General features: G+C 41.7%; 17 protein-coding genes. 14 read left to right on the plus strand and 3 right to left on the minus strand.

What is annotated here, in order from left to right:
- Entirely contained in the window at positions 1 to 5,514 is a 5,514-nt protein-coding gene (locus NY014_RS14770; protein WP_259415319.1) for a gliding motility-associated C-terminal domain-containing protein, read from the minus strand.
- An 83-nt stretch (positions 5,515 to 5,597) separates the two neighbouring features.
- Between NY014_RS14770 and NY014_RS14775 the strand changes: the two genes are divergently transcribed.
- The 6 genes from NY014_RS14775 (at position 5,598) to ppsA (ending at position 13,420) form a co-directional block, all read left to right on the plus strand.
- Positions 5,598 to 6,644 (plus strand): PorP/SprF family type IX secretion system membrane protein, encoded by a 1,047-nt coding sequence (locus NY014_RS14775; protein WP_259415320.1) that lies wholly within the window; start codon positions 5,598 to 5,600, stop codon positions 6,642 to 6,644.
- Positions 6,645 to 6,653: 9 nt separating this feature from the next.
- Entirely contained in the window at positions 6,654 to 7,886 is a 1,233-nt protein-coding gene (locus NY014_RS14780) for a M48 family metallopeptidase (RefSeq protein ID WP_259415321.1), read from the plus strand.
- Positions 7,887 to 7,959: 73 nt separating this feature from the next.
- Positions 7,960 to 8,838, plus strand: a complete 879-nt coding sequence (locus tag NY014_RS14785) for a phytanoyl-CoA dioxygenase family protein (RefSeq protein WP_259415322.1) — start codon at positions 7,960 to 7,962, stop codon at positions 8,836 to 8,838.
- A 182-nt stretch (positions 8,839 to 9,020) separates the two neighbouring features.
- Positions 9,021 to 9,890 (plus strand): DUF808 domain-containing protein, encoded by an 870-nt coding sequence (locus NY014_RS14790; protein WP_259415323.1) that lies wholly within the window; start codon positions 9,021 to 9,023, stop codon positions 9,888 to 9,890.
- Positions 9,891 to 9,896: 6 nt separating this feature from the next.
- On the plus strand, positions 9,897 to 10,901 hold the full coding sequence (locus tag NY014_RS14795) for a ThuA domain-containing protein (RefSeq protein ID WP_354003188.1): 1,005 nt from the start codon (positions 9,897 to 9,899) through the stop codon (positions 10,899 to 10,901).
- 152 nt (positions 10,902 to 11,053) lie between these two features.
- A complete protein-coding gene (ppsA, locus tag NY014_RS14800; RefSeq protein WP_259415324.1) occupies positions 11,054 to 13,420 on the plus strand; it encodes a phosphoenolpyruvate synthase in 2,367 nt (788 codons plus the stop codon).
- 25 nt (positions 13,421 to 13,445) lie between these two features.
- Here the strand turns inward: ppsA and NY014_RS14805 are convergent, their stop codons facing one another.
- Positions 13,446 to 14,075: a YdeI/OmpD-associated family protein gene (locus tag NY014_RS14805; protein WP_259415325.1), complete on the minus strand. Its 630-nt coding sequence runs from the start codon at positions 14,073 to 14,075 to the stop codon at positions 13,446 to 13,448.
- 128 nt (positions 14,076 to 14,203) lie between these two features.
- Here NY014_RS14805 and NY014_RS14810 point away from each other — a divergent pair, with 128 nt between their 5' ends.
- On the plus strand, positions 14,204 to 15,508 hold the full coding sequence (locus NY014_RS14810; protein WP_259415326.1) for a pyridoxal phosphate-dependent aminotransferase: 1,305 nt from the start codon (positions 14,204 to 14,206) through the stop codon (positions 15,506 to 15,508).
- Positions 15,509 to 15,524: 16 nt separating this feature from the next.
- Here NY014_RS14810 and NY014_RS14815 read toward each other — a convergent pair whose 3' ends face one another.
- On the minus strand, positions 15,525 to 16,469 hold the full coding sequence (locus NY014_RS14815) for a zinc dependent phospholipase C family protein (RefSeq protein ID WP_259415327.1): 945 nt from the start codon (positions 16,467 to 16,469) through the stop codon (positions 15,525 to 15,527).
- Positions 16,470 to 16,679: 210 nt separating this feature from the next.
- On the opposite strand from NY014_RS14815, the gene rpsT reads away from it, so the two are divergent.
- The 7 genes from rpsT (at position 16,680) to rny (ending at position 23,080) form a co-directional block, all read left to right on the plus strand.
- Positions 16,680 to 16,934 carry a 30S ribosomal protein S20 gene (gene rpsT, locus NY014_RS14820; protein ID WP_259415328.1) on the plus strand — a complete coding sequence of 85 codons (255 nt, stop codon included), beginning with the start codon at positions 16,680 to 16,682 and terminating at the stop codon, positions 16,932 to 16,934.
- A gap of 91 nt (positions 16,935 to 17,025) precedes the next feature.
- Positions 17,026 to 17,721 carry a RadC family protein gene (gene radC, locus NY014_RS14825; protein ID WP_259415329.1) on the plus strand — a complete coding sequence of 232 codons (696 nt, stop codon included), beginning with the start codon at positions 17,026 to 17,028 and terminating at the stop codon, positions 17,719 to 17,721.
- Between the two features lie 3 nt (positions 17,722 to 17,724).
- A complete protein-coding gene (locus NY014_RS14830; protein WP_259415330.1) occupies positions 17,725 to 18,339 on the plus strand; it encodes a DUF1684 domain-containing protein in 615 nt (204 codons plus the stop codon).
- 118 nt (positions 18,340 to 18,457) lie between these two features.
- Positions 18,458 to 20,872 (plus strand): phenylalanine--tRNA ligase subunit beta, encoded by a 2,415-nt coding sequence (pheT, locus tag NY014_RS14835; RefSeq protein ID WP_259415331.1) that lies wholly within the window; start codon positions 18,458 to 18,460, stop codon positions 20,870 to 20,872.
- Positions 20,873 to 20,875: 3 nt separating this feature from the next.
- A complete protein-coding gene (locus NY014_RS14840; protein WP_259415332.1) occupies positions 20,876 to 21,160 on the plus strand; it encodes a hypothetical protein in 285 nt (94 codons plus the stop codon).
- Entirely contained in the window at positions 21,161 to 21,445 is a 285-nt protein-coding gene (locus NY014_RS14845) for a cell division protein ZapA (protein ID WP_135074989.1), read from the plus strand.
- Between the two features lie 69 nt (positions 21,446 to 21,514).
- Positions 21,515 to 23,080 (plus strand): ribonuclease Y, encoded by a 1,566-nt coding sequence (rny, locus tag NY014_RS14850; RefSeq protein ID WP_135074986.1) that lies wholly within the window; start codon positions 21,515 to 21,517, stop codon positions 23,078 to 23,080.
- The last annotated feature ends 25 nt before the right edge of the window (positions 23,081 to 23,105 follow it).

Consider the following 23,105-nt stretch of genomic DNA (forward strand, 5'->3'; position numbering starts at 1 on the left):
CTATTGAATAATCGTAATTGCTTTGACTTGTTGTTCAGTTAAATTTTGATCTCTACTGGTAAACTTCACTACTACTGCATATGTTCCATTGGGCACCAATTTTCCATTAACCTGACCATCCCAAGGGCAGAAAGGCTGAGCTGGTTCTAAGTTTTCATGAGAACAGTGGAAAATCAATTCCCCCCATCGGTTGAAGACAAAAACCTCTGCTTCGTCGATGTATTCATTGGCATAAATAACAAAATTTCGATTCTCGTCCCCAAGAACCACCCCGGTAGGGAAAATGACTTTCAGATCGCAGTCTTCAAAAACCTCAAAGGTTTCTACATATTCACATCCTAAATTATCGGAGACGATCACTTCATAAACCCCAGGTAGGGAAGGTGTAAATATGGCCTCATTAGACACAACTTCTCCATTTAAGATCCAGGCATAATTATCATAATCCCCCGGATCGATACTCGTAGTTACTCCTTCGACGGCACAAATCGTAAAACCTGTTGGAACTACCGGAGGAATAATGGTGGATCTAACCACCAAGCCACTGGCTCTTCCGATATCGCAACCAGCTGCGCTTCTTAAAATCACTTCATAGGTTCCTTCCTGATTCACCTCCACAATAGGAAGATCATCGAATTGCGGAATTCGAGTTCGCGTTCCACCTTGGACAGAGTACCATTCGATATTTGCCACATTTGTCAAATCAGCAGAAACCAAAATAGTGGTACTAGTCACTTCCCCACAAAATGGAGTCACATCTAACTCAACCTCAACATCTTCATCTAAAACAATTGCTGTGAATGGGATAGAATTCCCTTGGCATTGAGCGCCTGAAGCTGGCTGAACTTCTAGGCTATAATCTCCTTCCCGAGGTGGAACAAAACGTTGTTGTCTTCCAACAATGACACCCAAATCGTCTTTCCACAAAAACAATACATCTGCTGGATCTGCATTGGTTAAAACTGCTTCATAAGCGACCCCAGCTTGACAATCTACGATCGGTCCATCAAGTTGGAATTGAATTGGCTGAGTTATAGTAGCGTTTATCGGTATTTCTAATGGGCAGTTTTCCCCTGTAGGATCTTCACCTCGCATGGTATAAAGACCAGATTGAGTTATGGTGAAATTGCCATCTCCATCTGGATTAATTGGATTTCCAGCATTATCCAATAAGGTGAATGAAATATTCTCAGAAGGTTCTGGTTGGAAGGTAAAACTTTCACAAGCTGTAAAATCCGTAGGAACAGAAAAGTTCACTGTGAATTTTTGAGCGATAGTATAAATGTCCGGATCCGGAATACTGCAATTTGTTGGGGCAAGGATTTCTACAGCATAATCGCCGTAGGGAACTTGGACATCAAAGCTTGCCTGATTAGGTAAGGAGCCGGTGAATTCTTGACCATCACCTTGTCTGGTTATCACATAGCTTCCTCCTGATGGAATTACATTGTCAAAAGAAATAGTTATTGATCCCGGTTCTACACCAGATGGGCCGCAAGTTTCGTCTGTTGATGTAACTGTGAAAGTATATTCCACAGGCGGATTATTGTTTTCAACCGTGACAGTTCCTACATAGGTACATCCAAAATTATTCTCTGTCTCTATGGTGTAGATTCCAGGAAGTAAATTCTGAATAGGGATGACATCTCCGGCATTGACATTATTGAAAATATCTCCGGTTTCTTGGATGGTCACGGTGCTGGCATTCCCTTGCATGGATATTTCAAATTTCCCGTCTGCTGTTGCACAACCCGTTGCCGGATTACTTTGTGTTGCAGTGAAAAGAGGGAGTTCATTTACGATCAAATCCACCCGCTTTTCAACAGTACAACCTTCTAAGATTGGGTCTTCGGTAATGAAAATAATCTCATAATCTCCTGGTCCAGGAAGTGAACTAATATTCAAAGCAAGCTCGAAAAATTCACCTATTAATACAGGGTTTCCATCCTGATTTTGTTCATAATACCATTCACCCGAAATAGGTGTGTCAGGAGCAAAGTTGATAATAAGATCTTCATAACAAACCTCCTGCGCATCTTGATTGATATCGAATTCAAAAGCTGGACCTACAAAAACTTCTGCAGTCGCTGGACAGGTTTCAAATAGTGCAGCTTCCTCGTCAGAAAGTCCATCAGGTAATCGATAGGTTACTTCAACAGTATATATACTTTCCTCATCGACAGTAATCGTATTGGAATTTTCATCTCCAAAAACTTGTCCTGCCGAATTGGTCCATAAGAAGTCATAGAGCCCTTCAGATGGGTCATACCCTTCGATTGCAGTAAGTTCAACCGGATTTCCTGAGCAAAGCGTGATATCCGATTCCAAAGTTAAAGTAGGAGGAGCGTCAATTTGGATTTCCAAACTGGCATCATAATAATCCGGAGTAGCACAACGGGTTACATTCAAATTTACCGTGTAAAGCCCTGGTGTGTCAAAAATCTGCTCCAAAGTCTGAAACTGATCTCCAGGTCCTCCAAAATCTTGCAAGATCACCGTTCCGTCTTCATGGGTGATTGTCCAGAAATAACTATCAATGTCAGGTTCGCCTCCTCCTTCGAAAAGAGCGGTTGCACCTTCATCCGGATCCAAACAAAGTCTTGGTGGGCCTGCAAGGGCTGGTTCCGGAATCGAGCTTCCACCTAATTGTGCAAAAGATGGGAGACCAAGATTTGTGGTTCCAGGCATTGGCTCCACGGAATCCTGATTGAAAGAGCTGGTGGAATTACAACCTGCTCCGACAAGTATTTGACCAATTTGGTTGGAGCCGACTACAGCCACATACACATTGCCATCAGGTCCAATTTGCAAGGCTCCCAAATCCAATCCGCCTGTTCCACTTACCGTATTTCGATTTGATAAAATACAGGATTCGATTTGTGGTCGGGTAGAAGCATTTCCAAAACAGCTTGGACAGGTGGCAGCATCAGGATCATCCTCATCATTAACAGCGCGAATAGTAAATTCTTCAATTCCCGGCCCTCCGTTTCGGTAGGACACGAAAACTTTGTCCCCACTATCTGAAAATTCCAAACCATAGACTTCCCCATCACAGCCCAAATCTAACAGGGCATATTCGGTGAGTTCTCCTGTGTCAGCATTAAAATCAAAGATTTCTAAGCGATTACAACCTCCCTCAGAAATGGTTACAGCCACTTTTTCTCCATCAGGACTGAATTTCATAGCTCCCACGCCAGCATTGAATCCATGATTGCTTCCTACAGAACTAAATACAGGTTGCCCAATTCCTTCTGTGGATACAGGATAGGCCCGGAAGGTATTATTTCCTAATTCATGAAAAAGAACCCAAGTGGTATCTCCATTGACCAAGGCAGCTGATTGCTCAGTGGATGGACTGAACAGAAAATTGTCTTTCGTTACAACATTACCAACTCCTGAGGGATTTTCAGCTTTGATGTCGATGAGGGAGAATTTCACCTCATTGGTGCCATTGGCAGTGGCTTGTGTTGTAAATAAATAATATAAGGTTGGTTCTTCGGGAACAGCTACGGCGATCACGGATTGGGATGAAGTATTATCACCTCCTATATTATCTCCGTTTTCCATCAAATCACCATTTAGGTCCCAGACAGATTCACCGTCAGTAAAGAATAAAACTTCACCACTGGAATCTGTAATAGTCGTTGTACCTGCTGGGATATTTTGAGGGTGAGGTGAATCAATAGGTCTTGGAACAGGGACAGTCTCATCATCCGGGTCCGGATTAAAGTTCAAGCCGGCTCCATTTCCGAAATACCAGATCCCATTACTCTGATCCTGTAAATCCCAAACTTTTACATCAATTTCAGCATAGGCATAGCAGCTGGAATTTGGTTCACGAACAAGTACCCAATAAGTCCCAGGTAAACATACTTCGTTTTCCTGTCGACTAGTCCAGCCTTCATCTTTATAATTGGACCAGAAGTACTCGTACTGATCCATATTTCCTCCTGGAGCCTCTCCATCCTGCTGACCAGCAGCGTTTTGAGCTTGAAGAAGAGCCCCGATATCCACGCATTGTCCCTCACAAATCGTGGTGTCCGCAGGAGTGAAATCCGCTTCAAGATTATTTTCGGTAAGGGTAATGTCACGTGTTACAGGGACGGATTGTCCATCCGCAAACGTGACGGTCAAAGTCACCGAGATAGATTGCTCTTGAGTTGCATCAGCTGGAACCAAGAAGTGCTCTTGGGTGTAATCTGCTGGAACAGGGTTTCCCTCAGAATCTGTCAAAGGAGGGTTGAATTCCCAATTGAAAGAAACCGGCTGATAATTTTCCGGAAGAATTTCACTTATAAGTTGGACAGGATTATTTGCACAAGGTTCATCTGGAGTCCATGTAAAATCAACTGTAGGGCTGATATCCGCATTCGGACCAAAAACAGGGAAGATGGTTCCGCAAAAATCCGTGCCTGTAAATGGATCTATATCGACGGTAATCGCTGCTAAATCCTCTTCATTTGGATTTTCAACCTTCCCCATCAATTGAGGTCCCCCATCTACTTCCTCATATAGAAAATACAATTCTCCATCGGGTCCCACTTTCATGTCATAAATGTTGGATGGGGCCGGGTCTAAAGGAATTACTTCAGGAGTAGCCGAAAGATCCGAAGTAGGAACTCGGAGTAATTCATTTCCTCTGGAGAAGTAAATAAAATTCCCATCCGGTGAAAATACTGCTCCCTCTATTGGAGCAGCTCCTCCGCTATTTGATATAGTGCGAGGGTTTCCAAAGTTCCCGGTAGAGGTATTGAAATCTAAAACTAGGATATCATCTCCCGGATCTTCAGGAATTAAAATCAATTCACCTCGATCAGGATCAAAAACAATGGCTTTTGGGGTAAAAGGGATAGCTTCGGTATCTGTTTGAGTGAAATCACCAGCAGTTGCCTCCAATCTCCTCGCTATAAGATTTCCTCCATCGAAACTTATTAAATAAGAAGGAGAAGCTGGGGTTTTAACGACTAGAATGGCCCCCTGAGCGTTTCCTACTACTTGGTCTTGTTCGGTGATTTCACCTAGGGGACGTTCATTTCCAGTAGCCTGTCCCGGGGCGTTCATGTCGATTAAGGAATAGAGAAGTTGACCCGCTGGAGAAACATAAAAAAGGTAAAATAACTTATCCCCATCAGGCTCGTAACTCAGAAAACCGGTAGCCACTTGCTGACGGGTGTCAATTGGACCATTGAGATTACCGACTTGTCCTTGAATAGGTGAGGCACTGTAATCATAGACGATGGAGCCATTCGAATAGAAGAGAGGTTGACCTGTAATAGGGTCAATGGCAAGAGCATTGCTAAACTTATCGATGATAACAGTTCCGGGAAGTGTCTGAACCGAAGGATTTTCTCCCTTACCAAAAGACAAATAATTGTTTTCTGCACTTCCTTCACAATAACCAAAAATCCATTCGTTATCATTAAAGCCTTGACCAAATCCAGTTTGGACAAGCCCAAATCCAAAAAAGAGGATGAAAAAAAGCGTGATATGTATGGAATGCGGTCTGCTTTTCATATTTTTCCAACTGCTTTCTAAAACAAGCTTATCACTAAAACGTTTTAGAAGCTGACTGAGTACTCAAATAAACGAACAATTCCTTGTTACTGTCTTCTCTGAAACTTGTTTTTTTTGTGGGAATGCTTTTGGCATTATCGGGACGGGCTTTTGCTCAGGATCCGCAATATAGCCAATATTATGCTGCCCCATTGTATCTCAACCCTGCGATGGCAGGAGGAGAACTCACAGGTAGAGTAGGCTTCAACTACCGGAATCAATGGCCGAGCATCGATGCCCAGTTCACTACCTTTTCTGCATTTTATGATACTTATCTTCCTAATAATAACATTGGACTAGGAGTCCATGTGATGCAGGATACTGAAGGAGCTTCAAAACTTCGATCTACAAGTATTTCTGGAATGGCTTCTTATGAATTGAAATTGGGACAGAATTCCTATTTCCGTCCGGGATTTCAAGCGACATATATTCGAAGAGAGATTGGTTTTTATGAGAATTTGGTTTTTGCCAATGAAATCAATCCCAATGATCCTTTCGGTCCTTTGCTTCCAGGTACAGATATCCCCGGATTGGGAGATCCAGTAAGCATGCTTTCTCTTTCGGTAGGCGGATTGTTCTTTACAGAAAATTTCTGGCTGGGATTATCTGCTCATCATGTGAATCAGCCTAATCAGTCCTTTGTGGATGGATTAAGCCCACTTCCTGCTAAGTTTTCACTTCATGGAGGTTACAGAATTCCATTGGGAGAGGGAAGTTATCGTGGAGATTTTACCCATGCACGTAAACAAAGATCTTTGACTCCGACATTCAATTACAAGCGTCAAGGACCATTCGAACAATTGGACGTGGGAGCCTATTTTTATGTAGAGCCTATTGTATTTGGTTTATGGTATAGAGGCCTTCCTTACAAGCCAGTAAATAATCAAAGTAATCGGGACGCAATCGTAATGATGGTGGGAGTTAACCTGCTAAATGGTTTGAATATTGGCTATAGTTTCGATTATACTGTTTCCCAATTGGGAATTCAATCCGGTGGAGCACACGAACTCAGTGTATCCTGGACCCTTCCAAACAGCTATCAAGGCAAGCCTTTGCGAAGGGATACTGTTTTACCTTGTCCAAAATTTTAAAATCTGTACATGAGTCCGGAGAATTTAAAATACCTACTCGTAGGTGTGTTGATCTTTGGTTTTTTGGTAGAGAAAATCCTCAGTTTTCTAAATGTCAAGCAGCCAATACCTGCTATTCCAAAGACCCTCTTAGAATATTTGAGTCAGGATAAACTGAAAGAATCCAAAGCTTATCAACTCGAAAATTTCCGCTTTGGCCTTATTTCAGGAGTATTTTCTTTCGTGTTGACGCTTTTGTTTATTTGGAATGGCTGGTTTGGAGCGATCGATACCTGGGTAGGTACTTATTTCGAAAATCCGCTAATTCATTCGGTAGCCTTTTTCGCTTTGATTTTCATTGGCTCAGATATTATAAGCTTGCCTTTTGACTATTACAGTACCTTCGTGATCGAAGAAAAATATGGTTTTAACAAAACCACTTTTCAGACTTTCTTCAGTGATAAACTCAAAGGATATGTTCTTAGTCTTTTGATAGGAGGAGGGCTATTGCTTGTTTTTTTGGGGTTAATTCATAAAATGGGCCCCCACTTTTGGTGGATATTTTGGTTGGTGGCTGCTGCTTTTATGATTCTGATTAACCTATTTTACACTGCTTGGATTTTGCCCTTATTCAATAAACTCACACCCCTTGAGGATGGAGAACTTAAGCAAAAGATTATTCATTATGCCAAATCCGTGTCCTTCCCCTTGGATAATATTTTCGTGATGGATGGGAGCAAGCGTTCTGCAAAAGCAAATGCCTTTTTTTCCGGTTTTGGTAAAAGAAAGAAAGTGGTCCTTTATGATACTTTATTGGATCAGCATCCACCGGATGAGTTGGTTGCAGTATTGGCGCATGAAATTGGACACTACAAAAAGAAGCATATCATTTTGGGAATGATTACTTCGATTTTACAAGTTGGATTGCTTCTTTTTCTGCTTTCCCAATTTATTTTCAGTGAAACTATGAGTCTGGCTCTTGGTGGGCAGGAATGGTCAGCCCAGCTGAATATTATTGGCTTTACAATGCTTTTTTCTCCGATTTCTATGGTTATCGGTATAGGGATGAATTGGCTGAGCCGAAAAAATGAATTTGAAGCAGATGCTTTTGCTAGGGAAACTTTTGCGGGAAAGCCTTTGGCGGAAGCCCTAAAAACCCTTTCCGTAAAAACATTGAGCAATATTAATCCTCATCCTTTCTATGTTTTCGTGAATTATTCTCATCCGCCATTGCTTCAAAGGTTACAGAGGCTAGAAAGCTAAATGAATGAGAAAAGAAGAAAGGAAATCATAACAAGATTTTTTATCTTCAAATCTTTTCAATAGCTCAGAACCTATGCAAGACCTTGCCGATTTTCATTACCCTATTACTAATCTGTTTCCTCAGCCTAAAACTGCCTCCGATTGGGATCAATATCGCCTCAGTACGGAGCAGATTGAATTTTTTGAAGAGAATGGATATATAGCAGGAATCAAGCTTTTGGATGAAAAGCAGATCGAAGCTCTAAAAATAGCATTGGATGAGGTCATGGATCCCAAGCATCCGCTTCATCATCTGTTTCATGAATTTCACAGTAATGAATCCGGTGACCCAAACAAAGTGCTTTTTCATTCCTTGGGACACTGGCGGATTGTTGAGGCATTTCATGATGTGATTTGGAATCCGGCTTTTCGCATGGTTGCCTCACAGTTGCTTGGTGGAAGGGCTGTTCGCTTTTGGCATGATCAGCTTTTTTGCAAACCTGCCCATCATGGAGGGAATGTCGCCTGGCATCAGGATTATAGTTATTGGACCAGGACGATCGAGATGCAGCATCTGACTTGCTGGTGCGGTTTGGATGATGCCACAGAAGAAAACGGTTGTCTCCAATACGTGCCAGGTTCACATCGCTGGGGACTTTTAGAAAAACCGGCCCTTGCTGGAGAAATGGATGGTTTGATGGCCATGATGACAGAAGCCCAAAAAGCCAACTTCAAGCCGGTACCCATTCCCTTGAAAGCCGGTTATGCAGCTTTTCATCATCCACTTTTAGTGCATGGGAGCTTTGCCAATTATTCAGACAGGTCCCGAAAAGCCTTTGTCCTGAATGTATTTGCTGATGGTACCGTATCCAATACTGATGAACCACTTTTGGAAGGAGTTCCTGTGATTCCAAAAGGACATAAAATGGAAGGGAAGTTTTTTCCGCTGATTTTTGATCCTAAGAAGTTGTAAGGTTGTAAGGTTTTAAGGTTCAAAAGTAGCGTTAACTGTAGCTTCTGAATTTTTATAGATCTTATAGGAATTTAAAATTTCATTGATTCAATCAGGAATAGTTAAAATTAAGGCTGGATTCTATTTTAAACCTTCACTTCTCCTTAGTTTCGTAATTCGTATTTCGTAAATCCTAATTCGACATGGCTTCTGGATTATTTGCATTATTTGATGATATCGCAACCTTGATGGATGATGTGGCTACAATGACCAAGGTGGCGGCAAAGAAAACCTCCGGGATTTTAGGAGATGATTTGGCGGTAAATGCTGAAAAAGCCTCAGGTTTTGTACCGGATCGGGAATTGCCGGTTTTGTGGGCTATAACAAAAGGCTCCCTGCTCAATAAACTGATCATACTTCCTGTTGCTTTTCTTTTGAGTGCATTTCTTCCTGTAGCGGTCACCATTATTTTGCTTTTGGGAGGTTTGTATTTGGCCTATGAAGGGGCGGAAAAAATATTGGAGTTTTTTATTCCTCACCAGCAACATCAACAGGTCAATTTGCAAGAAGAGGTAACTCAGGATCAGGTTTTGGCACATGAAAAAACAAAAATAAAATCTGCGATTACCACGGATTTTATACTCTCTGTAGAAATTGTAATCATCGCATTAGGAACTGTGGTCGATCAGTCGCTGAGCACTCAAATAGTGGTGGTTTCCATCATTGCTTTGCTTGCTACAGTAGGAGTTTATGGTTTGGTGGCTTTGATCGTTCGAATGGATGAGTTTGGTTACAAATTGATCGCACTCAATCCTGAAGATGATACCATTTCAGATAAGATTGGTCGCTTTTTAGTAAGGGCTCTTCCAGTGGTAATTCGAGTGATCGGGTACATTGGTACCATCGCTTTGCTCTTGGTTTCGGGAGGGATTTTTACACACAATATTGATTTTCTGCATCATTTATTCCCTTCATGGCCTGGAATCATTAAGGATTTTATCTTAGGGTTAGGAGTAGGATTTATCACACTTTTAGTAATTTCTGCTTTCAAAAAAATCTTTTCCAAAAAATAATCTCCCATGACCCGGATAAGCCTGCTTTGCTCGATTTTGCTTCTTTTCTTTATTTCTAATCTCTCGATGGGACAGCAGTTCCTCCAGTTTGAAGGGGATAAAGGTCCGGGAAAAGGAAAGCATATCGTGCTAGTAGCTGGAGATGATGAATATCGGTCAGAGGAATCCATGCCTATGTTGGGTAAGATTCTGGCCCATCGATATGGATTTAAGACTACTGTCCTATTTCCAATCGATCCTGCAACGGGAGATGTAGTACCGAATTATCAAAACAATATTCCCGGTTTGGAACATTTGGAATCAGCGGATTTAATGATCATGCTGATTCGTTTTCGGGAATTGCCGGATGAACAAACCCAATACATCGAAAACTTTTTAAAAGCAGGTAAACCTATTATCGGCTTGCGAACGTCTACCCACGCCTTTGCCTATCAAAAGAATAAGGAGTCCAAGTTTGCAAAGTGGGATTGGATGAGTAAAGCCGAAGGATGGGAAAGAGGTTTCGGACAGCGGATTTTTGGAGAAACTTGGGTTAATCATCATGGTATTCATGGAAAAGAAGGGACCCGGGCTTTGGTAGATGGAGTTGGGCTACAAAATGATCATCCGGTGCTTCGGGGAGTTCAGGATATTTGGGGAGCTTCAGATGTGTATGGAATCAAACACCTTCCAGAAGAGGCTAAAGTGCTTTTATATGGTCAAAGTACAGCCGGAATGGCTTCGGATGCTCCCGTGATTTGGAAAAAAGCCATCATGCCTATTGCTTGGACAAAACCCTATCAAATCGAAGGAGGTTCACCGGGAATAGCTTTTGCGTCTACTTTAGGTGCTTCGTTGGATTTTCAAAGTGAGGATCTCAGAAGATTAATTGTCAATGCATCTTTTTGGCTATTGGGAATGTCTGATGAAATTACCCCAGATTTGAATGTGGATTACGTTGGAGCATATAATCCCACCATGTTTGGTTTCGATACCTTCCGAAAGGGAATGCGCGTAGCGGATTTTAAGTAGAAGAACTTTTATGACATTTTTGGGTTGATCTTTGGGTTTATTCAAATCCGCAGAATTACTGATATATATCAGAAAATGCTCCTAAAAAGGTCATAGGAGCTTATTCATGAGATGGTTAGGTTAAGGTTTGTTTGAATAAAACCCAGTCTGCCATGGATGCGCTCATTTTACCATTTGACCAAATCGGAATCGAGGATGTTCCCAAAGTAGGAGGAAAGAATGCCTCTTTGGGTGAGATGTTTCAAAAACTCAATCCTTTGGGGATTCATATTCCCGATGGATTTGCAATTACTGCTTCAGCATACCGACTTTTTATTGAGGAAAATCATTTGAAGGGAAAAATCCAGGACCAATTAGCAAGGCTGGATAAAGATAATTTTTCAAATCTCAAGCAAGTTTCCGATGCCATCAAATCCTTGATTTTGAAAGGGGAAATTCCAGACTCATTGGTTAAAGAAATTGAAAAGCACTATGAGAATTTGTGCAAGGCAGAGAAACGGACCGTGGATGTGGCAGTCAGAAGTAGTGCGACTGCGGAAGACCTTCCCGGCGCAAGTTTTGCAGGACTCCATGAATCCTTTTTGAATATCAGCGGTAATGAAGCATTGGTTAAGACTGTACGCTCTTGTTTTGCTTCGCTTTACAATGCACGAGCAATCAAATACCGACACGACAAAGGCTTCGATAAATTTGAAATTGCACTATCGGTTGGGGTTCAATTGATGGTTCGAGCTGATTTGGCGAGTAGCGGAGTTACTTTTTCCATAGATCCAGAATCCGGTTTTACCAATGCGGTCTTAATTACTGCTTGTTGGGGTTTGGGTGAAAATATCGTTCAGGGAGCAGTCATTCCAGATGAATTTGTGGTTTTCAAACCTTCACTTGGAAAGGGTAAAAAAGCCATTATTTCCAAAAAGGCAGGCTCCAAGACGAAGACCATGGTCTATTCAAAATCCGGAGGTACAGTGAACTTGAATACACCAAAAGACAAGCAAAAGCAATTGGTGCTTTCTGATGAGGAAGTGGAATTATTGGCGAAATGGGCGGTACAAATTGAAAAGCATTATGGCATGCCTATGGATATAGAATGGGCCAAGGACGGACATTCCGGTAAACTTTTCATTGTTCAGGCAAGACCCGAAACGGTTCATGCGGAGAAGGAGCAATTTAAATTGAAGGAATATGCCTTGCAAGAAAAAGGTGATTTGATCACCTCGGGATATGCAGTTGGAAATGGAATTACTTCAGGAAAAGTCAAGATTCTTCATTCTGCGGAAGAAGCAGATTTGCTGAAAGAAGGAGATATCTTATTGACTGAAATTACCAATCCCGATTGGGATCCCATTATGAAAAAAGCAGCCGCGATTATTACCTCAAAAGGTGGGAGAACCAGTCACGCAGCTATCGTGGCCCGAGAAATGGGAGCCTTGGCAATCGTAGGTGCGGAAGATGCTTTGGAAGTTTTAAAAAATGGGGATGAAATCACTATTGATAATGCCTCAGGCAAAATAGGAAAGGTATATTCAGGCCAACTTAAATGGAAAGTTACCGAGCATGATTTCAAAGGAATGAAGTTGCCAAAAACGGAGCCTATGTTTATCCTAGCTGATCCTGAGAAAGCTTTTGATCTTTCCTTCTTCCCAAGTCAGGGAGTTGGTTTGATGCGGATGGAGTTTGTTGTTTCGAAAAACATTAAAGTTCATCCCATGGCTTTGGTCCATTTTGATCAGATAGAGGATAGACAAGAGAAAAAGCAAATTGAAAAGCTCTGCGAGGGTTATGCTGACAAAAAGGAATATTTCGTAGACAAGCTTTCACAAGCTGTCGGCACGATTGCGGCAGCCTTTTATCCCAAAGACGTGATTTTGCGAATGAGTGATTTCAAGTCCAATGAATACGCCAATCTTTTGGGAGGAAAGCAATTTGAACTGTCAGAGGAAAACCCCATGATAGGCTTCCGAGGGGCATCTCGGTATGATCATGAGAACTACCGCGAAGGCTTTCAATTGGAATGTGAAGCGGTAAAAAGAGTTCGGAATGATATGGGATTGGAAAATCTTAAAGTCATGATTCCATTTTGTCGAACCCCTGAGGAAGGTAAAAAAGTGGTGAAATTGATGGAAAGCTATGGACTCAAGCGAGGTAAAAAAGGGTTGGAAATCTATGTGATGGCAGAGATTCCTTCCAATGTTATTCTTGCGAAGGAATTTACAAAAGTCTTCGATGGATTTTCAATTGGGTCCAATGATTTGACCCAGCTTACTCTTGGGGTGGATCGGGATTCGGAAATTTTGAGTGAATTGTTTGATGAAAATAATCCAGCAGTAAAATGGATGATTTCTGAAGTGATTAAAGTGGCTCGAAAAAATGGTAAGAAGATTGGTCTTTGCGGTCAGGCTCCTAGTGATAAACCAGAATTCGCTAAGTTTTTGATTGATGCGGGAATTGATAGTATTTCCTTTAATCCGGATGCTTTGCTGAGGGGCATCAAAAACATGGTAAAGGCTGAAAAGAATTAGTGATTCATTAAAAGAAAAGTCTATTCTAATCCATTATTCCCTTTCCCTCCATGATTTTTGGGATAAATTTCTCAATCCGGTTTATTCTGGTTTGACTTTTTTTTGTGCCTAAAAAATGGATTAAATATCCTCTCTGTCTACCAGGAGTGAGGGAATAAAAGGCTTTCTTCAATCCCTCAATTTCCTCAAACTTTTGATTCAATTCTTCAGGAATTTCAAGTTGATGTGCCAAAGTTCTTGCTGGCTTTTTTCCCGATTTTTCTATTTCAATTGCTTCTTTGATAAATGCCCGAATTTCGCCTTCTAATTCGACTAGCTGCTCCTCTTTAGTAAATCGAATTAATCTCCCGTCTCTTGAATTTGGGCCGGGTAGTTCCAAAATTCCCTCTGGATCTTTCATCAAACTACCTTTTAGGAAACTGATCACACAGGATTCTTTGAAAACCCCGAGCATTATCACGTTTTTTCCATTCAGGGTATAGGTTGGGACACCCCATTTTCTTTCTTCAATCAGTTCGCTCTCGAGAAGCATTTGTCTCAGCTTTTCTAGGAAAGCTTTCCATTGGTGAACCTTACAGGCTGGAGTGGCGCCTTTCGAACAGCGCATACAGCCTTCTACTAAAAATAAGTCTACTTGAGGATTGGGGGTATTCATAGAAAGGGGGTAACTGAACCTTGAATATCGGAATTCTATGGGGTTTATTTGTTTTTGGATAATCAATCCTTTTCCTCTGAATTTCGCTTTCTTTGTATTGGATCCTTTTCCAACCAGCCTATTAAACTATGAGACAGCTACTTTTACGACCGGGAGCTGAAGAATTATCCTACGAAATCCGTGGCATCGTTAAAAAAGCCAGACAGATTGAAGCTCTGGGTTATCCCATGACTTGGGAAAACATCGGAGATCCCATTCAGAAGCACAATCAGGTTCCCGATTGGATGAAAGCCATCATTGCGGATTTGGTGAAGGAGGATAAAACCTATGGTTATGCAGATTCCAAAGGGGTATTGGAGACTCGCCAATTTTTGGCTGACCTTACTAATGAAAAAGGAGGCACCCAGATTAGTCCCGAGGATATTTTATTTTTCAATGGGCTAGGAGATGCGATCGCAAAGCTTTATCAATTTTTGATTCCCACAGCACGGATTATTGGCCCCTCGCCTGCGTATTCTACTCATAGTTCGGCTGAGGCGGCGCACGCCAATACCGCTCCGATTACCTACAAGCTGGACCCAGATAATCAATGGTTACCGGATTTGGATGACCTCTATCTAAAAGTCAAATACAATCCTTCCATTGTCGGGATTTTGATCATTAATCCGGATAATCCTACGGGGATGGTCTATCCGAAGGAAGTTTTGGAGGGATTTGTAAGAATAGCAGAGGAATTCAATTTGCTTCTGATAGCTGATGAAATCTACCAGAATATCACTTACAATGGAATCAAAGCGGTTGCTTTGGCTGAAGTAATTGGAGATCGGCCGGCAATCTCATTAAAAGGGATTTCCAAAGAATTTCCATGGCCTGGAGCTCGCTGTGGTTGGATGGAATTTTACAATCGGGGTAATTCAAAAGAGTTTTCCAAACTTTGTCAAACCCTGGAAAATGCCAAAATGATTGAGGTATGTTCGACTATTCTTCCTCAATTAGCTATTCCAAAAATCATGAGCCACCCGGAATATTTGAAATACAGGGAAAATGCCAACTTGGAAATTGGGAAGCGGAGCCAATGGATGGAAGATATTTTGGGGCAAATTCCAGGAATTAAATTCAATCCTACTCAAGGAGCATTTTATAATACCATTGTTTTTGAGGAGGGAGTTTTGAGCCCAAATCAGCGATTATCCATTTCTGATCCTCGCCTGCAAACCTTGGTTGAAGGTTGGGTTTCTGACCCAAGTATGCCACTCGACAAACGCTTCGTTTATTACTTACTGGCATCCGAACAGATTTGTGTAGTTCCGATTTCGTCTTTTTGCTCAGATTTGAGAGGTTTTCGGGTGACTTTATTGGAAGAAGAAGAGGATGTTTTCAGAGATACTTTTGAGCGATTGGGAAAAGCCATATCGGAGTATCTGAATTCTTAATTTGAGGTAATTCGAATTAATTATCGTGAGTTCTAACTCGCAAGGCAGGGTTTGTTGGAAGCTCTTCTTCCTCAGGTTCTGTTTTAGTTTCAAATTGGGATAAGTCGGGCTGACCTGCATTCACCCAAGCGGTATACCAAAAATCTGCGATCATTTTGATGGATTTTTGCATTTGGCGTTCTACCATTCCATCCAAGGCATTAGCATAAGCCTCGGTAAATTCCTGGGAATAAACTCGTGTGGTCAAACCATTTCGTTCTTCAAAGCTATATTTCTGATCCTCGGGAAATTGACGGCTCAACTCGAGTTCAAATCTCAGGACGCTATCCACTTTGCTGTGAGCTTCTTCCACTGCTTTCCAGATTTCCTGCTGAGGCTTTTCAATGTATTCAGCTTTCCCTACCCAAAGTGAGAAGTTTTGCGAAAGCAATTCAGGTACTCGGCTTTCCCAAAAACCATGTATTCCTTCCTGCCCTGTAAGCTGTCCATTATAATTCATCGTTGTATGAAGCGGGACATTCAAATCCCCCAAATAATGACCCAAATCGGCTGAAAGTCGAAGAATAGCGGTGCTGTTCTTTTTCTCAAAAGCCTGAACCAAGTTTAGAAAGGTCAAATAAGCAGACCAAGGACCAATTCCATGAGCTCGGAGGCTATCTTCTCCAAATTTTTCTACGGCTTCCTTCCAATATATTGGAAGGATACTAAGTGCAGAATCTCCATACTGATCCAAGTCGATGTAGTGTTTTTCGGCTTCGCCCTCAACAGCATAGCGTCTTCTATCCGGATTGACTGCTTTTTCTGTAATAAACTGAATTTGAGGTTTATAGAAAGTAATCAACTCAGGCGGGAGAGAGTAAACTGCCAGCCGATTGATCAGTTGATGAGCAAAAAATCCCCAAGGAGCAACTGATGATGCTGTTAAAAAGAGGGAAAAAATGTAGATCATAAAAAATTTCATATTTCAAAATAAACAGAATTAACGAGCAGAAAAACTTCAAAAAGCCTTTATATTTGTCGGAAATTAATCTAGCACGTAAAATTTTCGATTTCTTCAGTTTGAATTTTAGTGAGGTAATTAATAAAATCCTTTGGCGGAAATAATTATTTACCGTAAATTTGCACTCCAATTCGGTTAGGGGATCGTAAAGAAATTTATTAAAATCAAGATATGGCAAATCACAAATCCGCTCTAAAGAGAATTCGTGCCAACGAAGCGAAGCGTTTGAGAAACAGATATCAAGCCAAAACTACTAGAACTTTCATCAAAAGATTGAAAGCTGCTACTGATAAGGCTGAAGCACAGGAGCTTTACAAAAAAGTATCATCTATGCTTGATAAGCTGGCAAAGAAGAACATTATTCACAAGAATAACGCTAGCAATAAGAAATCTAAGCTTGCGAAATTTGTCAATGCCCTTGGCTAATTAGCATTCAACTTATTTTCAAAACCCCGCTTGTCGGGGTTTTTTTATTTTCAGTTTATCAGTATTTTTAGTTTCAATAAACTTTTTAAATATGGATTTTTCTACATCAATCAAAATCTCGCAGCTATCCGAGGAAGATAGACCTCGAGAAAAGCTTTTGCTAAAAGGAAAAACTGCTTTGACCGATGCCGAACTGATCGCCATACTTATCGGTTCTGGAACTCCCTCGCTTAGTGCTGTGGATCTTTCCCGGCATATTTTGGCCTCCGTTAATCATGATTTGGCCGCCCTGGCGCGGCTGAGTGTTCAGGATCTCAAGAAATTTAAAGGAATCGGCGAAGCAAAGGCAATCAGCATTGTCAGCGCATTGGAGCTAGGTCGAAGGAGAAAAAAACTTGAGCCTCGAAAACGAGTGAAAATCACAAGTTCTCGAGATGTGTATGAACTTATGAAACCCGAATTGTTTGATGAATTGGTGGAGCATTTTTATTTGGTATTGCTCACCCGCTCCAATCAGGTCATCAAAAAGGAACGGATTTCCCAAGGCGGGACATCAGGAACTGTGGTTGACGCAAAAGTGGTTTTTAAGACTGCACTGGATCATCATGCTCAGTCTGTGATTTTGGTTCATAATCATCCGAGTGGTACACTCAGTCCCTCTGAACAAGATAAGCGCTTGACCAAACGGCTCACCGAAATAGGCCGCGCAATGGATTTGCCGGTCTTAGATCATGTGATTTTTACAGATATGGGCTATTTTAGCTTCGCCGATGAAGGTATTCTGTAAAAAATGAAAACTAATCATATCCTACTCATCTTCGTGTCCGTGGTGGTACTCGCCGCAGTCATCTATACGCTCACGAGTGCCGAAGACCCCGAAACCTATATTGAAAAAATCGAATCCGAGCGCGAACGGCAATACAAATTTATCCGCTTCAACATAGAGTCTCCACTAACGGAGGAACAGAAGCTAGACTTTAAAGAGTTGACCTTTTATCCCATTGATCCCACCTATAAAGTCAAAGCTCGCTTGATTCCCAACGAAGAAAAGAAGGTACGGGAAGTTCCTCTGACGGATGGAAGTAAGGAGCGTTACATTGAGCATTCATTTGCTGAATTTGAATTGGGAGGTCAGACCAATCGGCTGTTGCTTTTGCAGGCAATTGATGAGACCGATATGCGGAATTTCTTTTTAGCTTTTGCGGATGAGACAAGTGGTCGAGAGACCTATGGAGGCGGACGCTATATCAATGCCCGTCAAGATGGTAAAAACAGTATCACGTTAGATTTTAACTTGGCTTATAATCCCTACTGTGCCTACAATCCTGATTATGCCTGCCCGATTCCCCCCCGGGAAAATATTTTAAAAATTCCTATTGAGGCAGGGGAGAAAAATTACAAGTAATCAGTTTCGACCTAGTTTAAATCCCTTAAATTTGTGGTCATTTACTTTAAAAATCGGGGTTTACGAACCCTTTTTCTTTATTGAATAGCGTGCAAGCAAGCACTGAATTTCAGATTTTATGAAAATTTCAATCAATCGATTAAAAAAATACATTGCTTTAACTGAATCACCGGAAGAAATCGCCGACTTACTCACCCAATCAGGATTGGAAGTGGAAGGGATTGAGGAGTTTATTTCCATTCCTGGAGGATTGGAAGGGATCGTAATTGGGGAGGTTTTGACTTGTGAAAAGCATCCGGATGCTGATAAACTAAGTATTACTACAGTAGATATCGGTTTAGATACCCCTTCTCACATCGTTTGTGGTGCTCCTAATGTGGCTGCAGGGCAAAAAGTTTTGTTAGCTACCGTAGGTGCCACCCTTTATCCAACGGAGGGGGAGCCCTTTGCCATTAAGAAAGCCAAAATTAGAGGTCAAGTATCCGAAGGAATGATCTGTGCAGAGGATGAATTAGGGCTGGGAAGCAGTCATGCTGGGATTATGGTTTTAGATACCGATTTACCCAATGGAACTCCAGCTTCAGAACTATTCCCGGTGACAAAAGATCATGTGCTGGAAATTGGACTTACTCCCAACCGAGCAGACGCAGCTTCTCATTTAGGTGTAGCCCGGGATTTGAAAGCCTTGTTGGGTAGGGAATTGTGCATCAATCAGGAACCTGAAATTCAAGTCGAGACAACCGGTCCGGCAATTTCTGTGACGGTGGAGGATTCTATGGATTGTCCTCGTTACGCTGGCATTACAATTACCGATTTGAAAGTTGGTCCATCTCCTAAATGGCTTCAGGACTTCTTGAAGTCTTTGGATATGGAGCCCATCAATAACGTAGTGGACATCACGAATTTCATTTTGCATGATTTGGGTCAGCCGCTACATGCTTTTGATGCAGCTAAAATTTCCGAAGGAAAGGTAGTCGTCAAAAAACTCCCGAAAGACAGTCCATTTGTGACTTTGGATGAAAAAGAGCGAAAGCTGTCCGGAGAAGAGTTGATGATTTGCGATCCAAATGGGGGGATGTGTATTGCTGGTATTTTCGGAGGAATTGGTTCTGGTGTTACGGAGCAAACAACCTCTATTTTCTTGGAATCAGCCTACTTCTCTCCGGATGTGATTCGTAAAGGTGCTCAATTTCATGGATTGAAGACGGATGCTTCCTTCCGATTTGAGCGAGGTACAGATCCAAATATGCCGGTTTATGCTTTGAAGCAGGCAGTGAAATTATTGCAGGAAATTGCCGGCGGAAAAGTTTGCTCTGAAATCATCGACATCTACCCAGAGCCTGTTGCTGATTTTGAAGTGCTAGTGGAGTATGGCCATATCAATAGGTTGATTGGAAAGAATATCGGTCCTGCTCAGGTAAGATCAATTTTGGAAGGGCTTGATATTCAGGTAAAAAATGAAACTGATAAGGGGTTCACAGCAATCGTAAAACCTTATCGAGTGGATGTGACTCGAGAGGCGGATATCATTGAGGAGATTTTGCGGATTTATGGTTTTCAGCAAGTGGAACTTTCCGAAAACCTGAAAACCGATTACCTCGCAGAGCATCCAGTTAAGGATATCAATAAACTTCAATACCGACTTTCAGAAATCTTGGGTTCCCAAGGTTATCATGAGATCATCACCAATAGCTTGACGAAGCCACTTTATTCTGAAAAATCCGGTTTCCTGGATCCATCCCTAAATGTTGAAATTTACAACAAGTTGAGTGAGGATTTGGGTGTGATGCGACAGAGCTTGCTTTTCAGCGGATTGGAAGTTTTGGCTCATAACATCAATCGTCGTCAGACGGATTTGAAATTGTTTGAGTTTGGAACGGTTTACCAAAAAACCGAAGAAGGTTACCAAGAGGGAAGGCGATTGGCAATTTTTCACTCCGGAAATCGTTCTGCTGAAAGTTGGATTGAATCCTCCAAGCCTTTCGGTTTTGCAGATTTGTATTCCACGGTAGAGAAGGTATTGGAAAAGCTAAACCTTGAAGTTAGCGAAGTGCAAATGGTGGAAAGCGCACCTTTTACTTATGGTCTTCGACTAATGCTGGGCCAAAAGGAATTGGGTACGCTAGGTCTTGTTGATGATTCCTTGCTGAAACTTGCCGAAGTAAGACAGGAAGTTTGGTTTGCCGATTTGAATTGGGATTTGCTTTGCAAGAAGGCTTTAGGCCTGAAGAAGTACCAGGAAATCTCCAAGTTTCCTGAGGTACGACGAGACTTGTCTTTGGTCTTGGACAAATCTATTAGCTATGATCAAGTGAAGCAAGTGGCCTTGAAGGCAGGAGGTAAACTTCTTCAGCGTATTGGTGTGTTTGATGTTTATCAAGGAGATAAAATCGAAGCTGGAAAGAAGGCTTATGCTTTGAGTTTCCACTTGCAGGATCAGGAAAAAACCCTGACCGACAAGGTAATTGATAAAACAATGCATAAATTAATGGAGGCTTTCCAAAATGAAGTTGGGGCCGTCATTAGAAGTTAAAAAATGATTCACGAAGAACTGCAAAAACTGGAAAAACTGGCGAGACAGGCAAGTCTAAAGCTTGCTGAAATGTCTGATGAAAACCGTCAGTTGAAAGAAAAATTGGCACAAATGGAAGCTGATTTGGACCAGAAAGAGCAGGCGATTGAGGATTTTAAAAATAAAATTAAAATTAGTAACATTGTTGATAACCGTACGGTGAATCCGGAGGATTCGGCCGAAATGAGTGAATTAATCAATAATTATATACAACAGATTGATCAACTGATCACCTATTTATCTGAATAAATGGAGACTCTTGCAATACGCATTAAAATCGGTGACCGGGAATATCCCATGCGGGTAAAAGCGGAAGACGAAGCCAAAATTCGGCATGCGGGCAAGTTGATAAATGAGAAGCTGAGGAAATATAAATCGGAGTTTGGACTTGATGATAATCAGGATTTACTGGCAATGGTAGCCTTTGACTGCATGGTGGAGTCGCTGGAAACCAATGAGGTAAATACAGAAGATAGTGAGCATATCAGAGCCAGTTTAGCCCAAATCAACTCCTTGCTTTCCCAAGCGTTATAATTGTTGAATTCCCACTGATTTTCCGAATTTTTAGGATTCCCGACAGGTCAAATAAATACCAAAATACCTATGGGAGAAGTGTTATATATCATCCTGGCCGGCCTGGTAGGTCTTGGCGCAGGTGCAGCGCTAGCGAGCGTTTTGATAAAAAATAAGCATCAAAAATTAGAGGAGGAGACCAAAGAAAAGGTCAAGTCCATGTTGCGGGAGGCAGAGATTTCTGCAGAGTCTATCAAGAAGGATAAAATCCTAGAAGCCAAAGAGAAGTACTTGAAGCTCAAAGCTGAGTTTGATGAGGAAGTATCGCACAAGAAAAACATCATCATCACCAATGAAAACAAACTGAAGCAGCGTGAGCAACAGCTATCCAAGGAACTGGAGCAAGTGAAGCGAAAAGAAGCTGAGTTGGATAGTAAGAAGGAAAACCTGGATGCTCAACTTCATGCTGTAAAAGTGAAAAAAGATGAGCTCGATCGGGTGACTAATCAGCGAATCGCAGATCTTGAAAAAATTGCAGGATTGACTCGAGAAGAAGCCCGAGATCAATTGGTGCAGATGCTTACTGATGAGGCGCAAAGTAAAGCCTCTTCCCGCATCAAAGATATCTTAGATGAGGCAAAACTATCTGCTACCAAGCAAGCCAAAAAGATTGTTTTAGACACCATTCAGCGTACAGCTACTGAGCATGCGATTGAAAACTGTGTCTCTGTTTTTAATATCGAAAGTGACGATATCAAAGGAAAAATTATCGGCCGGGAAGGTAGAAATATCCGGGCTTTGGAAGCTGCTACAGGTGTTGAAATTATCGTTGACGATACGCCTGAAGCGATCATTATTTCAGGCTTCGACCCAGTAAGAAGAGAGATTGCTCGGCTTTCACTTCACAGATTGGTTCAGGATGGTCGAATTCACCCTGCCCGAATTGAAGAGGTGGTTGCAAAAACCGAAAAGAACATTGAAGAAGAAATCGTTGAAATCGGTGAGCGAACCTGTATCGATTTGGGAGTTCATGGATTACACCCTGAATTGATCAAGATGGTGGGCCGAATGAGATTCCGATCTTCTTATGGTCAGAACTTACTTCAGCACTCTAAAGAAACAGCGAAGTTGGCGGCTATTATGGCTGCAGAAATGGGGCTTAATGCCAAGCTTGCCAAGCGTGCTGGATTGCTGCATGATATCGGAAAAGTATGGCATGAAGAGCAGGAACTTCCGCATGCTATTCTAGGAATGGAATTGGCAAAGCGATACAAAGAGCATCCTGAAGTTTGCAATGCAATCGGCGCGCACCATGATGAAATCGAGATGACCTCTATGATTTCACCGATTGTACAAGCCTCCGATGCTATCTCCGGTTCAAGACCAGGAGCTCGTCGAGAAATCATGGACAGCTATATTAAGCGTCTCAAAGAACTTGAAGAATTGGCGCTTGGATTTGATGGAGTGAATAAATGTTTTGCAATGCAGGCCGGTCGTGAATTACGTGTCTTGGTAGATGCTGAAAATGTAGACGATCAAACTGCCAGCAAGCTTTCCTTCGACATTTCACAGAAGATTGAGAAGGAAATGCAGTATCCGGGGCAAATAAAAATCACAGTAATTCGTGAAATGCGAGCCGTGAATTATGCACGATAAATAATAGATTAGAAAGGTAGTTGGG

Origin of the sequence: Algoriphagus limi, from assembly GCF_024919275.1 — a bacterium.
In the GTDB taxonomy this organism is placed as follows: Bacteria; Bacteroidota; Bacteroidia; order Cytophagales; family Cyclobacteriaceae; genus Algoriphagus; species Algoriphagus limi.

What these genes read in the sequence shown, in the direction of transcription:
- NY014_RS14770 (WP_259415319.1), bottom strand. Translation starts at nt 5,514, where the DNA reads ATGAAAAGCAGACCGCATTCCATACATATCACGCTTTTTTTCATCCTC.
- NY014_RS14780 (WP_259415321.1), top strand. Translation starts at nt 6,654, where the DNA reads ATGAGTCCGGAGAATTTAAAATACCTACTCGTAGGTGTGTTGATCTTT.
- NY014_RS14785 (WP_259415322.1), top strand. Translation starts at nt 7,960, where the DNA reads ATGCAAGACCTTGCCGATTTTCATTACCCTATTACTAATCTGTTTCCT.
- NY014_RS14790 (WP_259415323.1), top strand. Translation starts at nt 9,021, where the DNA reads ATGGCTTCTGGATTATTTGCATTATTTGATGATATCGCAACCTTGATG.
- NY014_RS14795 (WP_354003188.1), top strand. Translation starts at nt 9,897, where the DNA reads ATGACCCGGATAAGCCTGCTTTGCTCGATTTTGCTTCTTTTCTTTATT.
- ppsA (WP_259415324.1), top strand. Translation starts at nt 11,054, where the DNA reads ATGGATGCGCTCATTTTACCATTTGACCAAATCGGAATCGAGGATGTT.
- NY014_RS14805 (WP_259415325.1), bottom strand. Translation starts at nt 14,075, where the DNA reads ATGAATACCCCCAATCCTCAAGTAGACTTATTTTTAGTAGAAGGCTGT.
- NY014_RS14810 (WP_259415326.1), top strand. Translation starts at nt 14,204, where the DNA reads ATGAGACAGCTACTTTTACGACCGGGAGCTGAAGAATTATCCTACGAA.
- NY014_RS14815 (WP_259415327.1), bottom strand. Translation starts at nt 16,469, where the DNA reads ATGAAATTTTTTATGATCTACATTTTTTCCCTCTTTTTAACAGCATCA.
- rpsT (WP_259415328.1), top strand. Translation starts at nt 16,680, where the DNA reads ATGGCAAATCACAAATCCGCTCTAAAGAGAATTCGTGCCAACGAAGCG.
- radC (WP_259415329.1), top strand. Translation starts at nt 17,026, where the DNA reads ATGGATTTTTCTACATCAATCAAAATCTCGCAGCTATCCGAGGAAGAT.
- NY014_RS14830 (WP_259415330.1), top strand. Translation starts at nt 17,725, where the DNA reads ATGAAAACTAATCATATCCTACTCATCTTCGTGTCCGTGGTGGTACTC.
- pheT (WP_259415331.1), top strand. Translation starts at nt 18,458, where the DNA reads ATGAAAATTTCAATCAATCGATTAAAAAAATACATTGCTTTAACTGAA.
- NY014_RS14840 (WP_259415332.1), top strand. Translation starts at nt 20,876, where the DNA reads ATGATTCACGAAGAACTGCAAAAACTGGAAAAACTGGCGAGACAGGCA.
- NY014_RS14845 (WP_135074989.1), top strand. Translation starts at nt 21,161, where the DNA reads ATGGAGACTCTTGCAATACGCATTAAAATCGGTGACCGGGAATATCCC.
- rny (WP_135074986.1), top strand. Translation starts at nt 21,515, where the DNA reads ATGGGAGAAGTGTTATATATCATCCTGGCCGGCCTGGTAGGTCTTGGC.